Below are 14,387 nucleotides of genomic sequence, written 5' to 3' on the forward strand. Positions count from 1 at the left end.
CGCCTACGGGCCGGAAGGCCCGGAGTTGAATCTGTAGGCGTCATCATGCTCACGCGGGATCGGCGGGTAAATATCGGGATCAAATTCCATCGGCTCATCAGTCAGTTGGTTCGGAGGCAGCCTGAAATCTGCCTTCAATTTTTGATTGTCGGGGTGATGTGCCCATTGGCGCTCGAATTGTTGTGCGATAGCAGTGTAATCGATCTCGCCGACGGCCTTGCAGACCGTATCCCGCAGCAGCTCGAAGGCGGAGAGCGCTTGCTTTCGCACGACCCCGGTGTCTATTTGGGCTGCCTTCTCGTTGGCCTCTTTGATGATCTGGCCGGCCTTTTCGGTGGCCTGTCCATGGGCGGCCATTATTTGCCCGTAGACGCTGTCGAGCGCGTCTTTTTTTGCTTTCTCGGCCAGGGCGGCAGCCGCTTTTTCGGCATCTTGCAACCGTAGCGCTACAGCCTGTTCGGCCTGCGCCACTTTCTGTTCGCGGGCTGTCAGCTGTGCTGCTTGCGCAGCAAGCTCTTTCGCCCAGACGGCGACGCGATCAAAAGCCTGAACTAGTGCCTCGCTTCGGGGTATTTGACAGCTTTGATTTTTTCTGAATCTCTGTGGAGCGTAGCAGCTTTCTGGGGGTGAGATGATGACAAGAGGGTGCAAGCCGAAGTATGTAGTTCGACTGACGACAGAGGAGCGTGAACACCTTGAAGGGATGATCAGAACGGGTCGGCAAGCCGCCTACAGACTGCTGAAGGCGCGGATTTTGCTGAAGGCGGATGTGTCCTCTGATGGCCCGGGATGGGAAGATGCGCGCATTGCCGAGGCATTAGAGACCAGTCTCTCGACTGTTTTCCGCACCCGGCGCCAACTTGTGGAGGAAGGGCTTGAGGCGACTTTAGCGCGCAAAGTTCCAGCGTCGCTTTCACAACCTCGGATCTTCGATGGGCAAGCCGAGGCCAAGCTGATCGCGCTTGCCTGTTCCGAACCACCCGAAGGATATACGCACTGGACACTCAGGTTGTTGGAAAAGCGGGTTGTCGAACTGGGCATTGTTGAGCAGGCCAGTGATACCACAATCCAACGCACGCTTAAAAAAACGCGCTCAAACCGCACCGGAACCGGTACTGGGTAATCCCACCCAAAGCCAACGCTGGTTTCGTGGCGGCCATGGAGAATGTGCTGGACGTCTACACCCGTCCACACGATCAAAACCGTCCGCTGGTTTGTCTGGACGAGACCAGCAAACAATTGACCCGTGAGACCCGCACACCCATTCCCATGCAGCCAGGGCGCGAGGCGCGCCATGACTACGAATATGAACGCGCAGGTGTCGCCAGCCTGTTCATGTTATTCGCTCCTCTGGAGGGCTGGCGCCACGTCGAGATACGCGATCGACGCACTGCCATCGATTATGCCCATATCCTGCGCGATCTGGCTGATCTCCACTTTCCCTATGCCGAAAAGATCGATCTCGTGCAGGATAATCTGAACACCCACAACCCTGCATCGCTGTACGAGGCTTTCCCGCCTGCCCAAGCGCGCCGCATCGCACAACGGTTCGAATGGCACTACACGCCAAAACATGGGTCTTGGCTCAACATCGCTGAATGTGAACTCAGCGTCCTCGCTCGCCAATGTCTGGCCCGGCGCATCCCGGACAAAACTATGCTGAAGGCCGAAGTCGATGCATGGACAACAAATCGCAACTCCCAACGCGCCAAAACCAACTGGCAGTTCACAACTCAAGACGCGCGCACAAAGCTTATCCGGCTTTATCCGCAAATCGAGTGAATCGCAGGACTAGGCTGTCACGGATCTTGACTGGCAGGTGCTGCTCAGAGACTGGCGCCCCGGTGTTGCTGTAATGCAGAGACCAGAATTTCGCGCGCCAACCCCGTGTGGGGCGGCCGTTCGGGGCAAATTTTCGCAGGACTGCGGCCTTGCCAGGATCAGTTGGCATTTCGGCTTCGGTGATTTCGCGATCATGAGTCCCATCGATCACTTTTTCCAGCGCGGATTGCAGGTTTTTCGCGCCGCGTGCCACCCATTCCTCGCGCTTAACCAAAACAGCTTCGGTCTTTGCGATAGCGTGCTCACGTGTTGTCAGATCTGTTCCTGTCTGCTTGATCGCCTCAAGGCGTTCGGCGGCTTGTGTCCTGGCCTTGCGTGCTTCGTTTTGCGCGAGCGCCTGCTCTTCGCGGAGCAGTTTCAGACGCTCTTCTTCTTTTTTGATGGTGGCACGGCTACAATCGTGCAGATTGTTCAATGTGCGCTGCGCCGATTCAAGCTCCTGTCGTGCAGCAAGAGCGCGGCGTTCGTAAATTTCAGCGTTCTTTTCTGCTTGCTCTGCACGCCCCTCGTTGGCGGCGACCTTTTCCAAAGCGCGGGCCGCGAGACGCTCATTTTTATCGAGCTTGGAGGTCAGTTGGCTTATCTTTGCCTCCAGTTCTGCTGTTTTTTCAGCATATTCGAACGGCAGATCCCGGTGAAGTTCCGCCACAGAGCGGTTGACTATTTTCCAGAGCGGATCGCCATCTGCGATGCGCTCCAGCTTGCGCTTGCCCCGGGTGATTTCTGGTGCATGACGCGCGATCAGCTCAGCCGCTATTGTTTGAAATGACGCCAACATGCCCCGTTTCAATTTATGTGAGAGGGGCCGACCATTGTAGTCGATGCCCAACAGTTTGAAATGCGCGTGCGGCGCAGTTTCGTCGCAATGGACGACGAGCCCTGTTACAGTTGTGTTCAGCCGCGCTGCGATTGCCTCGACGACTTCAAGATAGGCAACATCCTGGGTAGTCTCGTCGAGCTGCTCGAAGATCGCTTGGGCCTGATGTCCGAATGTGATGATCCCTGCATAATCGAGACATTGATCTTTGCGTATCTTGCGTGTGATCCCGTTTTCTTCGCGGATCCGTTGCCACTCGCTGCGCAGCCATGTTCTGTCCTGATACTCAACGATAAGCCTATTCAGGTGCGATCTGCTTTGATCAACATAGGCAGGCTGCGGCCCGATGCGTAGGTCGTGATTTGTCTGGCCTGTTCCCCCTGGCCCAAACCGTAACGACACCGCCGTTGACATGAAGCCCCCTGAGCGTTACGAAGTACTTCTAACCTACTAGAAGTTGCAAGACAACTTCGTAGGCAAAGGGGGGATAGCACACTCTCCCCCCTTTTGAAACCCCCGGCCTTCCGCAGGACCGAAAGGGGCCGCGCCCCTTTGGAAACCCCGCTCTCCGGCTGATGCCTGCGCGGGTTTGCAACCTTCGGCCAGCACCCTTGCCAAGCCGCCCCTGGCGGCTGCAAAACCCCTCCTCCCCTGCCTCGTGGCTGGCGATGTCGTCGGGGTTTTGCCTTGTGGAATCCGTGCTCGGTTATGCCTGTTTTTTCGGTCGCCCGCCCTTGGCGCCATTGGCGCGGGCGGCAGCGGCCTTGGCGGGCGATGTGGCCTGTCCAGCGCGGCGGGCCATGTAGGCTTTCGTGCCGAACACTCCCGCCAGCAGGCCGCTCACCCTGAAATCTACATCGAGGGCTTCCCAGTGCAGCCCATACCCCGCGCCGAGGATCTCCACCGTTGCAAGCTCATCATCCGTAGCCGCTTCGAGCCCCTGTGCGAGGTGGGGCGGAAAGGCGAAGGTGCAGCCGTTGTTCAGCTCGACGATGATGCGCGCGCTCTTGCGATCATACCGCGCGGCTGTCGCACGCGGTTCGACAAGATGCGCGATCTTGCCCCGTTCCAGAGCAGTATCGATTTCAGCGTCTGTCAGATCAGCCATGGAATTCCCTCCACTTGGCAAGAAACTGTTCCTGCTGCTCGCGGACCAACTGCATGGCGCGGCGCAGGTCGTTGGCTTTCATGTTCTCAGCCCGGACAAGAGCTGGCGCACCGTCCGGCCCGATCAGGTTAATCTTGGCGTGACCATCCCCGAACACATGCACATGGGCTGGTTCATGGTCGTCTGTGAAGATGATGATCCGCAGCCCGTGTGCTCGGTAAATTGTAACCATGAGAGACAATAACCCATCGCGATGGGTTATTCAAGAAGCCGGAACGAAAGCCTGTCACGTATTCCAAAAGACTGCGATCAAAGCTGCTTCCAAAGACAAGCGCCAGCCATTGCCACATGAGCAATCCCAGAAACTTCTGCGAAGCTTGGTATTCTTTGGCCACCCTGCATCGGACCCAGGAGTTGCGTGGCTCTGTGCCCATCAAATTCGATGATCCAAGGGGGTCGCCTGCTTTACGCTTTCCAGAATGATATCTGCATCCACTTGTAGCGCACGGGCCAGGACAACCAGCTCTACGATATCTATGCGTCGTTGGCCGCTTTCAACGCGGGCAACAAAGGATTGGTGGCAATGCAGCCGCTTTGCCAGGTCCTCTTGTGTGAGGCCCGCTTTCTGCCGCAGGGCGACCAACGCTGCGCGCAGCGCTTCATGACCAAGGCTTCGGATAGTTTTTGGCACGTGCTGTGATCCTCTTGACCACAGCGGATAATCTACTTAACAGATAATCTAAAAAGTAGATATCGCAATAAGGGGACATACGCAGCGCCCTGAAGGAGGACTTGGTATGGGAAAGAAAAAAGCGAGTATCTATGGCATGCTGCAAAAGCACATGGGCTCGTGCACAGAGGCGAAAATACTGATCAGGGGCCCCAAAGATGTCATAGAGAAATTCCGCAAATTCAAAGAAGAGCGAGGGTTTCGCAATGCGTGGGGAGCGCTCGAATATCTCCTGCTTAAAGAACTGAGCAGCAGCAAAAAGAAATGAGCGGACAGGGTTTCAGAAGGCCGGATTGGCTGCACTGCACAGTGACACGCTGCCTGCCGAGCGCCGCGCGACAATCAAGATGAGAGTCCTCTCATCCAGATTGTCGCGCTACGCCGATGCCGTGCCTTCCGAAGGGCTTCGGGTTGTCAAATATCTGCCCATATGCACAACTCTTAAATGAACCCGGCACCAGACAACCCACGGATCATACATGCCAAAGTCAGTTCGCTTTCTTACTGCTGCATTTGTCAGTTTCAGCGTAGCTCAGGCCGCTTCGGCTGAGCCGAGTTCCCTGCTGCCTTTGACGCATGGCCTTTTCGTGAAAGAGGGCACTGCCTGTGCCGATTTCACCACCTCGACCACGCTCGCTTTCTGGGGGGATAGCCTGAATAGCGCGCGCATGGAGGGGTGGATCCTCGATGTCGTACAAAATGGCGACAACTTTGCTGTGACCATGGACGTGGTTGAGATGGGCTCCACGCCTGACGAGCCAAACGATCCTGTCACATGGCAGATTGTGATCTCCGCTCCCGACAAGATGACGATCGACAGCGAACACGGCGCGTCAAGCTATCGATGGTGCGCGGCGTCATCGAGTGAAATGGCGGCCGCAGATCGGACCGCATCCGCCATGATTTCGGACGAAAATCATGATCTGCCATTTATTGGCGAATGGGGGTATCCAGCCGAGGGCGAACTGCGGTGCTATGACGGAGAAACCACGACCTTTACGAACAATTCCATCGATAATGGGCATATGCTGGTTACCTTTGAACGGGACGATGTAACCGAGGTAGAGCCCGGTCACTGGCGTTTGCATACAGCAGGAGGTTATGAGGGCGAGGAATTCAGCGTCATCTTTGATGTGCATATCGACGGCGACGCGATGCGCAAAGTTTCGCGTTCCCCAGACGGCCACGCATATGAGGACCACATGCAGCGGTGTCTATGACGTAGACAGGAGCTACTTTCGAAGCAAATATCAACGTTGACGACAGCATAGCGCGCCGAACATATCGACTGATGGATCAGTGTTTTCTCGAAAACGCAGGGGGTCAACATCATTACTTTGAGCGACCTTTAGCTTCCGATCCTCCGGATCATCTGTGATACCTCACGGCGACAGTATAAAATCGTTCCGACAGATCTGGACACAGGTTGTAACGTCGACAGAACAAACAAAGGAGATACGAAATGGATGAAGTGTTCAACGTGGGCAAAACGATCTTGCTGGATGGCCAGCCCCTATCGCTCGTGACGCCCGCAGGTGTTGAGGCTTGGATCGATCAGGGGATCAAGTACAGCTATCGCTACGATCAGGTGCGCGATCCGCTCGACGGCCAGATGAAATATCGCTGCCTCTATGAGAAGGACGGGGCGGATGTACCGTTTGTGCTGGTCAACAGTCCGAGCAGCGGCGACGGGCGCGTCATCCTGTTTGATGAGAAGCCGGATCAGTTGGGCAACCTGCAATAAAACGGGTTGATATTCTGCACTGCCGCATGACGGCTTGGAGCCCATCAGCGACATTCAGGCATCCCGCAGCGAGACGAAACTGTTTGCAGGTGCAGCAACCCGTTCGGCCCTTTGCTGACGGTCGGGATGACCACAGCGCCGCGGTGCAGCTTTTCCCGAACCGGTCACTCGTGCATTGCGCAGCATCGTAGCAGCCGCGCAACTGAGCCCGGCGCAGAGGTCTTGTCCCCGCTTGGCATCACGCCGGAACCTCGCCGGTATCTGAGCCGCTGGTGATTGTGCCGCCGCAGCTGGTTTTGCACCCAACATATGCCACGGGTTTGCCGTCAAGCCCGGCCACTGATGATCCCTCGGTGATTAGCGCGCCGCAGGCGCAGGCGTCGCCCAAGCGGGCAATCGCGTGGCCATCGACCTCGCCTGATCCGCCTTCGGTAATCGTGATATTGCCATGCCTGGGGCAGTCATGAACATCTCCAACGCGGGGCGATTGCGGGCATTACGCGGCCTCCCATATGTCGAACTCCGTGCCCTTTACCGTCGCAGTCCAGATCACGATCAGCTGGTCTTCATCAGGGCTTCGGACGGGTTTTTGCAACATGCGTGACTTGAAGAAAGCTGCGAGCTGGGGTTGGGGAACTGACTGGAGGGTCTCAAGTGACATGTCGAAGTCCAGCGGCTCGGGGGAATGGGCAATCATGACGCAGAGCGCAAAGGCATTGGGTTGCGCGGCCTCTACCAGCGCCGAGAGGCTGCGGGTCTGGGGCAAAAGCGTCGGGTTGAGGAGGCGTGCAGGGCGTTCATACTCGGGCAGAGGCTTGAGCGAGAACCCCGATGCGAGCCATGCGTCGAGGACCTGCGACAATGTGGCGCCTTGGCACCAGGAGAGGGCAACCGCACCGTAGGAGGTCCAGCCAGCTGCGGTGCAGAGAGCGGACCAACCTGCGCCAGGATAGGCTGCAAGGGCACGCAATACACTTAAATCCGTCCCATCAATCAGCGTACGGTTCTGGGCTGCACTGGCCAAACCGTATGGATTGACCGGCCAGGCTTTCGCATTCGCATGCAATCCCTGCCAAATATCAACGACCGTCAATCCATCGCCCAAATCGGTGACACCGGCCATTGGATTACATAAGTTATCCTCCGGCATAGACATTTCCTGAAGCTGCTGCCATCGCACCGCCGCAATCTACAGAATCGCCCAATCTGGCAACGGGGCGACCATTGACAAACACAGTTGCGGACCCACCTGCCACACTGCGGGGATGTGGGGGGCATTTGCCACACCCGTGCGCAGCGACCGCATCCCCCTGCCGCAAGGCTGGGTTGTCGTTGATATAGACATTCGGGCTTGCAGATACTGCCGATGTTGGCGGAAAGCAACCATGTCCGGATGCACTATCGCCCTTGCGTGAAATGCCGGGCATCAATCCGTCCTCTGTGGTGGCGCGGCGAACGGGTTGTGTTGCTCCGCCAGTGGTGGGCGCGGGCCAGTTCTTCGGCTGACCTTGTTGCGATCAGCAATGCTGAGCAAGTCAGCAACACGGCAACTTGCGAACAGCTCGCTCAGATAATAGCCACTTTCCGGCGTGAGGGATAAGGGGGGGCGGCAGCGACGGCTGCTTTCAATTGTATACAATACGCCACCTGTGCATCGCCCCCGCGCAAGCGATACGGTTTCCTCGGGGTGGAAAGATCGGCGAGGGCGCGGTTCAACATCGGAACACATTTCAAGCGCGCCATGCATCAGTTGCGCCCCCGGAATATCCTCAAATGCCTCCGGTGGTATCTGCCCCAGCAGCTCCGTCGCGACATCTATATCCATCTCGTAATTCAACAAGCCGCAGATATAATCGGCTGTTTCAGAGAGCTGTGTCTTATCCATCACCTGCATGAGTGGTATACATTGACCACTCAACGCCATCGCATCTTGCAACGCCTCTGGCGGTGTGGGTTGCGTACGCAGCCAGGACCAAAAGCTGTCATCGTAATGCCATGCAGACCATGCCTGAAACGCTATTCTTACCTGTTCCGGCGCGACATGTTCGAACCATTCATCCGGTGGTGGCGCTTCGCCACGGTCCAGAAGCAGGTATGGCCGTCCACGCGTCACATGCCCATTCAAGAAAAACAAACGCGCGTAAATATCTGCCCGCAACAGCGTTGAAAAAGGTTCCTCCGGCAGCTCCGGCAGCTCGGCAATCACAAGGTCCCGCTGGGTCACCAGGCAGCTTCTTTCATCCTCGTGTTGATACGTCGGATTGATCGCCTGCATGAATATCTGGCACATACTGCGTTGATCGGACAGCCCCTGTGCCGCGCGATCCCACAATCCATCTCTCCCGAATTGTGCACGATAGCTATAATGAATGGCCCGTTTTCTGTTTTCTGGCTGTGCCGCATAATCCGCAAAACGCTGTGCGATCTGATCTGCATAGATGGTGCGCAACCGAAATGCGCGTGGGATTTCAACATCATGCATTTCGCGCGCGCGCACGGGCGAGACCAGGTTGGATGCAAGGTAAAACAGGTCATCCGGGTCAGTCGGATCCCCGCGTTCCAGCGCATCAAAGAACAGGGTCACGTTCTCCTCGAAGCTCAGGTCCAGATCAAGCCGCAAAGGCGTATCCGCATGCGCCGAAGGCACAGCCCACAGGCATGTCGAGAGTGCAAGGCCTCTGAGCAGGTGATCAATTTTCAATCGTGTCAACATCGCTATGACCTACAGCCCTTGCGTGAAATGCCGGGAATCAATCTGTCCTCTGTGGTGGCGTGGCGAACGGGTTGTGTTGCTCCGCCAGTGGTGGGCGCGGGCCAGTTCTTCGGCTGACCTGGTTGCGATCAGCAATGCTGAGCAAGTTGGCAACACGGCAACTTGCGAACAGCTCGCTCAGATAATAGCCACTTTCCGGCGTGAGGGATAAGGGGGGGCGGCAGCGACGGCTGCTTTCAAGTGTATGCAATACAACACCTGTGCATCGCCCCCGCGCAAGCGATACGGTTTCCTCGGGTTGGAAAGATCGGCGAGGGCGCGGTTCAACATCAGAACACATTGCAAGCGCGCCATGCATCAGTTGCGCCCCCGGAATATCCTCAAATGCCTCCGGTGGTATTTGCCCCAGCAGCTCCGTCGCGACATCCATATCCATCTCGTAATTCAACAAGCCGCAGATATAATCGGCTGTTTCAGAGAGCTGTGTCTTATCCATCACCTGCATGAGTGAGATACACAGGTCGCTCAACGCCATCGCATCTTGCAAAGCCTCTGGCGGTATGGGTTGCGTACGTAGCCAAGACCAGAAGCTGTCGTCGTAATGCCATGCGCGCCAGACGTCGAACGCGGTTTTGACACGTTCCGGCGCGACGTTTTCGAACCATTCGTCAGGTGGCGGCTCGCTGCCACGGTCATACGTATATATCCGGCCGGTGAAACGGGCGTGGTCATTTAAAAAAAATAAATAGGCATGAATATCTGCCCGCAACAGCGTTGAAAAAGGTTCCTCCGGCAGCTCCGGCAGCTCGGCAATCACAAGGTCCCGCTGGGTCACCAGGCAGCTTCTTTCATCCTCGTGTTGATACGTCGGATTGATCGCCTGCATGAATATCTGGCAGATGCTGCGTTGATCGGACAGCCCGTCTGCGTCGCGATCCCAAAGACTGCCCCCCCCAAATCTGGAGTGATAGCTGTAATAGATCGCCCGCTTCTTGTTCTCTGGCTCTGCAGCATAATCCGCAAAACGCTGTGCGATCTGATCTGCATAGATGGTGCGCAACCGAAATGCGCGTGGGATTTCAACATCATGCATTTCGCGCGCGCGCACGGGCGAGACCAGGTTGGATGCAAGGTAAAACAGGTCATCCGGGTCAGTCGGATCCCCGCGTTCCAGCGCATCAAAGAACAGGTTCACGTTCTCCTCGAAGCTCAGGTCCAGATCAAGCCGCAAAGGCGTATCCGCATGCGCCGAAGGTGCAGCCCACAGGCATGTCGAGAGTGCAAGGCCTCTGAGCAGGTGATCAATTTTCAAGGCTCAATTAGCGTTTGTTATGCGTGCCCATGTGCGATAGAACATATAGTGAACATACTGTGTGGAGGGGTATATATGGACCACGACATCTTTCTGGTTTGGCTCAATGAGACGGATAACCTCTCGCCGGACCAGCGCGCCGAGGCGAGTCGGATCCTTTCTGGGTCTCCGTCATTGCAGGCGGTGGTCGATCTCCTTGAGGCAAAGGTTCGTGAGGACCGTATCTGCCCGCACTGCGCTTCAGAAGGAGCTATCATCAGGGGTCATGCAAGTGGCCTTTCCCGGTTCTTTTGCAAAGGCTGCGGCAAAACCTTCAACGCGTTGACCGGTACTCCGCTGGCGCGCCTGCGCCACAAGGGCCGTTGGGCAGAGTTCGCTGCTTCGTTACGTGACGGCGAAACGGTAAAGGTATCCGCTGAGCGTTGCATGGTGGCGCGCACGACCGCTTTTCGTTGGCGTCATCGTTTTCTTCGGGCGGTGACGGCTGGGGCGATCAAGTTGCGCGGCATCGTCGAAGCCGACGAGACCTTCTTTCTGAGCAGCCGAAAAGGTGAACGAAACCTTGATCGTAAGGCCCGTAAACGTGGCGGCAAGGCCGCCAAACGCGGCTTGTCGGAGGAGCAGGTTCCGGTCTTGGTCGCAGCCGACCGATCCGGCACCACCATAAGTGCTGTCTTGCCAGCAGTGACGGCCGCACATCTGCAGGCGGTTTTGCAGCCGCTTCTCGATCCTGATGCGCTCTTGGTCACTGATGGCTGCACCAGTTACCCGCCTTGCGCAGCAGCAATGGGCATCAGCCATGAAAGCCTCAACCAGACTGCAGGACAACGTGTTCGCGGGGAGTTGCACATTCAAACCGTGAACAGTCGACATGAGCGGCTCAAGACATTCCTGCGGCGCCATCGCGGCATCGCAACCAAGTACTTGGACAGCTACCTGCGCTGGTTTCAACTTGCAGTCATTCCAAAACACCAAACTCCCCGCGCGATACTCGCCGCCGCCGCAGGAATCCTGCCTATCTCAAGGCACGCATAATTAACGCCAATTGAGCCATTTTCAATCGTGTCAACATCGCGTTGCAACCTTTTTAAATAATCCAGCATCTGTTGGGCCTCGGCAAGATCAGCTTCAAGGCGCGGGATGGTCGATTCCTCAATCCTCCTGCGTGCTCTATGATCACGCTCCGTGGCGAGCATGCTATAGATCCTGCGCACAGGGTTGGAGCCCTGTTGGCCGGCTTGCCTGTCTGTGATCTGCTGTGGCAGGTCGTAATTCATCCTTCGCATCTCTGCGATGATCTGCGCTTCGATCGCCGCAATCCCGGCTTCATAGGCAGCGATCGACTCTGCGATCGGCCCTCTGGGGATCAGCGCCGGATTGGACAATATCGCCATGTCTTCAACACTTGCCCCCCAGTTCTTGATGGCCTGCCCTTCCGCGTAGAGATTGGCAAAAACATCCACGGCATCAGGTGGCACATCGCCCGCAGCGCGTGCAAAATCGATCAAGAACCACCGCACATGATTGGAGTACACGTAGGCATATTCCACATGTTTCTTTAGTTCGGCATCATCCTGGTAAACACTCTCAATCACCCGCAACAGACCTTGCTGTGTTCTGTATGTGATATGCATATGGACGAATTGGAAGGCCGCCTGGTTTCCTAGATCCTCGCCAATTCCAAGCTTCCCCCAGGCGCGCCCAAAACTGCGAACTGCGCGTTCGAATCTGGGGCGCGAAAAACCTCGATATTGTCGCGCCACATCTTCACCAACATCCTCATAGGTCTCGATGAAGTATTTCCATTCCGGACTAACCTGTTCAGACAATCTGCCCACGCCCTCGGCGATTTGTTCGACCGCCGTGCCCACATTCTCCGCCACGCTGTCAGAGGCCTGCTCGTTATAATACCACGCCCCCGAAGTGACCAGTTCACCGCGCGTGAATTTGGCAATCTCCAGTCCCATCTGGTTGAACTCTGCCAGCACCAGCTCCTTGAAATCATCCGCGTCTGCCATCAGTTCAACCTTATCTCGCCTGCTTTGGCGTCTATCTTGTCTTCCATATCGATCTTGAAAGATTTCCCCGACAAGATAACTCGCCCGTCCTTATGCATCGTCAAAACCGATTTTCCGACTTTGATTGCGACAAGAGAATGAGCGGAAAGATCCAGAACCCTATTTGCTGTCACCGTCACATTGGTGCCCGCATTCAGGCTGATTTGTTGACCGGCGCTGATGTATTTATGCGAGCCCACAGTTTCCGATGACAACACGCCAACAGCCTCGGTCTTACTTTTTTCCACGGTCAAGGCGTAGTTGCCCGTCCCTGGATTGATCACACCGGGCAGTCCAAGGGCACTCGCAACTTTGCCAATGCCTTCCGTCAGGGTTTGCAGCCCGCGAGAGAACATTTGCCCAAGATTGGAAGGGCCGACAGATATGAAAACATTTCCACCGATACGTTCGATGTGATTGTCTCCGACCTCTATGACCTTTTCCGCACCTACACTCTGCACCCAGTTATTGTCGATGCGCTCGGTGTGGTTGTTACGGGTCTTCTCGTTCCTGTCCTTCTGCGCATGCAGGAACACTTCCTCCCGCCCGGCCTCATCCTCAAACCGCAGCTCGTTGAACCCTGTCCCCTTGTGGGTGTCGGACTTGATGGTCATGCGGGTCTTGTGTTCGGGCAGTTTGTAAGGAGGGCGGTTGCGGGCGTTGTAGGTACGTCCGGTGATGATGGGTTGGTCGGCATCCCCGTCGAAGAAATCCACGATGACTTCCTGGCCAATGCGCGGGATGGCCATATGGCCCCAGCCGCCTCCGCCCCAGTTCTGGCTGACGCGGATCCAGCAGCTGGAGTGCTCGTCGGCAGGTGTGTGGCGATTCCATTCGAATTGGACCTTCACGCGGCCAAAATTGTCACAATAAATCTCTTCTCCGGGGGGGCCGGTGACCACGGCCATTTGCGGCCCGTCCACCACCGGTTTGCGCGGCACTGCGGGGCGATAGGGCAGATGTCCGGGCTTGGTGACGAAGCTGGCGGAATAGGTCGTGGGCGCGTCGCCTGCGTCTTCTTCCAGCGCGGCGGATTGCTGGCCCGAATGCGACACGGCCAGCAGCCGGTGGCGGCTATTGGCGCGCGGGTCAGTATGGGCGGCCAGCGTCATCTGGAAGGCTGCGTTCAAATGCAGGCAATTCGTCTCACCCGCGCCAGTGGTGGCATCGACCCGCTCAGCCTCGATCCTGTGGCGGGTGAAGCGGTTGCCCACGCTGGCGGGGTCTTTGTAGCGGCCCGGATAGGCGAAATGCTCGTAGCGCCCTTTCAGCCCGTCCAGCCGCTCGCCCACGGCCAGCGTGCCCATCCCGGCGGGGGGGTTGTGGAACGTGTAATCCTCCATCGCATAATGCGAGGCGCGCAGCCGCTCGGTCTGACTGAAGCGGCTGACCCAGACCCCGCGCGACTGCCCGCCGGGATTGGCATTATAGGCCAGCACCGGATCGGCGATCATCGGCATGGCCAGCGGCGCATCGGTCACGATCAGCTTATGGCCGTCGGGCGAATGGGCGAAGGCGTAGAAAATCCCTTCCTCGGCCAGAATGCGCTCCAGGAACGCGCGGTTGGTCTCGCCCGCCTGGGTCAGATATTCGCGCGGCAGATAGGTCTCAGCCAGCCGCCAATCCACATCCGTGACGCCCTGTTCGGACAGCAATTGCGCGGCCACTTCGGGCACGGTCATATCCTGCCAGATGCGCCAATCCGAGCCATGATCGAGCCGCGACAGGCTCGGGCGCAGCACCAGCGTATAAAAGGTGCGCCGGTACCCGCTATCGCCGCGCATGGCATCTGTGACAATCCCGTGGAAATGACGCGGGGTCTGGTATTTGCTATACAATCCCAGACAGGCCGGCGCATCCAGCAGGGCTGCCAGATCGATATCAGGGTCCAATGAGGCCAGATCCACAACGATCTCGAAGGGCGTGTTGATCGCCTCTTGCACCGAGAACCCCACAACCGTGAACCGCCCCGCCGCCGCTTCAAACCCGAAGGCCAGATCCTGATCCTGATCCAGAAACCGCTGCGCAAGGCTGGAAAGCTGCTCAAATAAGCTCATGAAATCT

At 57.0% G+C, this 14,387-nt stretch carries 16 protein-coding genes and 1 pseudogene; 5 read left to right on the top strand and 12 right to left on the bottom strand.

The window, feature by feature from the left end; all coding sequences use genetic code 11:
* Positions 1-3: 3 nt before the first annotated feature.
* Positions 4-471, bottom strand: a complete 468-nt coding sequence (locus BD293_RS17475; RefSeq protein ID WP_142083996.1) for a hypothetical protein — start codon at positions 469-471, stop codon at positions 4-6.
* A 163-nt stretch (positions 472-634) separates the two neighbouring features.
* Here BD293_RS17475 and BD293_RS17480 point away from each other — a divergent pair.
* Positions 635-1,782, top strand: a protein-coding gene (locus BD293_RS17480; protein WP_142084307.1) for an IS630 family transposase whose coding sequence is annotated in 2 segments (ribosomal slippage) — positions 635-1,082 and positions 1,082-1,782 — 1,149 coding nt in all. Because the reading frame shifts where the segments join, the coding sequence is not laid out codon by codon here.
* On the opposite strand, the gene BD293_RS17485 is transcribed toward BD293_RS17480, so the two are convergent.
* The 4 genes from BD293_RS17485 to BD293_RS17500 all read right to left on the bottom strand — a co-directional run bounded on the left by BD293_RS17485 (position 1,754) and on the right by BD293_RS17500 (position 4,458).
* On the bottom strand, positions 1,754-3,073 hold the full coding sequence (locus BD293_RS17485; protein WP_142083998.1) for a plasmid recombination protein: 1,320 nt from the start codon (positions 3,071-3,073) through the stop codon (positions 1,754-1,756). The genes BD293_RS17480 and BD293_RS17485 overlap by 29 nt on opposite strands.
* Before the next feature lie 292 nt (positions 3,074-3,365).
* Positions 3,366-3,767 (bottom strand): DUF2442 domain-containing protein, encoded by a 402-nt coding sequence (locus BD293_RS17490; protein WP_142083999.1) that lies wholly within the window; start codon positions 3,765-3,767, stop codon positions 3,366-3,368.
* The gene (locus BD293_RS17495) at positions 3,760-3,999 is read right to left on the bottom strand and encodes a DUF4160 domain-containing protein (protein ID WP_142084001.1); all 240 of its coding nucleotides are present in this window, start codon (positions 3,997-3,999) and stop codon (positions 3,760-3,762) included. Before BD293_RS17495 ends, BD293_RS17490 begins: the two co-directional genes overlap by 8 nt.
* Before the next feature lie 201 nt (positions 4,000-4,200).
* Positions 4,201-4,458 carry a helix-turn-helix domain-containing protein gene (locus BD293_RS17500; RefSeq protein ID WP_142084009.1) on the bottom strand — a complete coding sequence of 86 codons (258 nt, stop codon included), beginning with the start codon at positions 4,456-4,458 and terminating at the stop codon, positions 4,201-4,203.
* A gap of 106 nt (positions 4,459-4,564) precedes the next feature.
* Here BD293_RS17500 and BD293_RS17505 point away from each other — a divergent pair, with 106 nt between their 5' ends.
* The 3 genes from BD293_RS17505 to BD293_RS17515 all read left to right on the top strand — a co-directional run bounded on the left by BD293_RS17505 (position 4,565) and on the right by BD293_RS17515 (position 6,241).
* Positions 4,565-4,765 carry a hypothetical protein gene (locus BD293_RS17505; protein WP_142084011.1) on the top strand — a complete coding sequence of 67 codons (201 nt, stop codon included), beginning with the start codon at positions 4,565-4,567 and terminating at the stop codon, positions 4,763-4,765.
* A 211-nt stretch (positions 4,766-4,976) separates the two neighbouring features.
* Entirely contained in the window at positions 4,977-5,717 is a 741-nt protein-coding gene (locus BD293_RS17510; RefSeq protein WP_142084013.1) for a hypothetical protein, read from the top strand.
* Between the two features lie 242 nt (positions 5,718-5,959).
* A complete protein-coding gene (locus tag BD293_RS17515; RefSeq protein WP_142084015.1) occupies positions 5,960-6,241 on the top strand; it encodes a hypothetical protein in 282 nt (93 codons plus the stop codon).
* Positions 6,242-6,479: 238 nt separating this feature from the next.
* Here BD293_RS17515 and BD293_RS23575 read toward each other — a convergent pair.
* The 5 genes and pseudogenes from BD293_RS23575 to BD293_RS17540 form a co-directional block, all read right to left on the bottom strand.
* Positions 6,480-6,710, bottom strand: a pseudogene (locus BD293_RS23575) (PAAR domain-containing protein); the annotation flags it as partial.
* Positions 6,711-6,737: 27 nt separating this feature from the next.
* The gene (locus tag BD293_RS17525; RefSeq protein ID WP_142084017.1) at positions 6,738-7,391 is read right to left on the bottom strand and encodes a hypothetical protein; all 654 of its coding nucleotides are present in this window, start codon (positions 7,389-7,391) and stop codon (positions 6,738-6,740) included.
* Positions 7,378-7,668, bottom strand: coding sequence for a PAAR domain-containing protein (locus BD293_RS17530; protein ID WP_142084020.1), 291 nt, complete (start codon positions 7,666-7,668; stop codon positions 7,378-7,380). The genes BD293_RS17525 and BD293_RS17530 overlap by 14 nt, the downstream gene beginning before the upstream one ends.
* Positions 7,668-8,954 carry a hypothetical protein gene (locus BD293_RS17535; protein ID WP_142084022.1) on the bottom strand — a complete coding sequence of 429 codons (1,287 nt, stop codon included), beginning with the start codon at positions 8,952-8,954 and terminating at the stop codon, positions 7,668-7,670. Before BD293_RS17535 ends, BD293_RS17530 begins: the two co-directional genes overlap by 1 nt.
* A 37-nt stretch (positions 8,955-8,991) precedes the next feature.
* Positions 8,992-10,266 (bottom strand): hypothetical protein, encoded by a 1,275-nt coding sequence (locus BD293_RS17540; RefSeq protein ID WP_142084025.1) that lies wholly within the window; start codon positions 10,264-10,266, stop codon positions 8,992-8,994.
* Positions 10,267-10,341: 75 nt separating this feature from the next.
* Between BD293_RS17540 and BD293_RS17545 the strand changes: the two genes are divergently transcribed.
* Positions 10,342-11,301: an IS1595 family transposase gene (locus BD293_RS17545; RefSeq protein WP_142079320.1), complete on the top strand. Its 960-nt coding sequence runs from the start codon at positions 10,342-10,344 to the stop codon at positions 11,299-11,301.
* Here the strand turns inward: BD293_RS17545 and BD293_RS17550 are convergent.
* Positions 11,214-12,284, bottom strand: coding sequence for a hypothetical protein (locus BD293_RS17550; protein ID WP_142084027.1), 1,071 nt, complete (start codon positions 12,282-12,284; stop codon positions 11,214-11,216). The genes BD293_RS17545 and BD293_RS17550 overlap by 88 nt on opposite strands.
* Positions 12,284-14,380, bottom strand: coding sequence for a type VI secretion system Vgr family protein (locus tag BD293_RS17555; RefSeq protein ID WP_142084029.1), 2,097 nt, complete (start codon positions 14,378-14,380; stop codon positions 12,284-12,286). Before BD293_RS17555 ends, BD293_RS17550 begins: the two co-directional genes overlap by 1 nt.
* Between the last annotated feature and the right edge of the window lie 7 nt (positions 14,381-14,387).

It is taken from the genome of Roseinatronobacter monicus (assembly GCF_006716865.1).
Lineage (GTDB): Bacteria > Pseudomonadota > Alphaproteobacteria > Rhodobacterales > Rhodobacteraceae > Roseinatronobacter > Roseinatronobacter monicus.

Excerpts from the sequence above, each read along its gene's own strand:
- BD293_RS17485 (WP_142083998.1), bottom strand. The coding sequence starts at position 3,073 with ATGTCAACGGCGGTGTCGTTACGGTTTGGGCCAGGGGGAACAGGCCAG.
- BD293_RS17490 (WP_142083999.1), bottom strand. The coding sequence starts at position 3,767 with ATGGCTGATCTGACAGACGCTGAAATCGATACTGCTCTGGAACGGGGC.
- BD293_RS17495 (WP_142084001.1), bottom strand. The coding sequence starts at position 3,999 with ATGGTTACAATTTACCGAGCACACGGGCTGCGGATCATCATCTTCACA.
- BD293_RS17505 (WP_142084011.1), top strand. The coding sequence starts at position 4,565 with ATGGGAAAGAAAAAAGCGAGTATCTATGGCATGCTGCAAAAGCACATG.
- BD293_RS17510 (WP_142084013.1), top strand. The coding sequence starts at position 4,977 with ATGCCAAAGTCAGTTCGCTTTCTTACTGCTGCATTTGTCAGTTTCAGC.
- BD293_RS17515 (WP_142084015.1), top strand. The coding sequence starts at position 5,960 with ATGGATGAAGTGTTCAACGTGGGCAAAACGATCTTGCTGGATGGCCAG.
- BD293_RS17525 (WP_142084017.1), bottom strand. The coding sequence starts at position 7,391 with ATGCCGGAGGATAACTTATGTAATCCAATGGCCGGTGTCACCGATTTG.
- BD293_RS17530 (WP_142084020.1), bottom strand. The coding sequence starts at position 7,668 with ATGCCCGGCATTTCACGCAAGGGCGATAGTGCATCCGGACATGGTTGC.
- BD293_RS17535 (WP_142084022.1), bottom strand. The coding sequence starts at position 8,954 with ATGTTGACACGATTGAAAATTGATCACCTGCTCAGAGGCCTTGCACTC.
- BD293_RS17545 (WP_142079320.1), top strand. The coding sequence starts at position 10,342 with ATGGACCACGACATCTTTCTGGTTTGGCTCAATGAGACGGATAACCTC.
- BD293_RS17550 (WP_142084027.1), bottom strand. The coding sequence starts at position 12,284 with ATGGCAGACGCGGATGATTTCAAGGAGCTGGTGCTGGCAGAGTTCAAC.
- BD293_RS17555 (WP_142084029.1), bottom strand. The coding sequence starts at position 14,380 with ATGAGCTTATTTGAGCAGCTTTCCAGCCTTGCGCAGCGGTTTCTGGAT.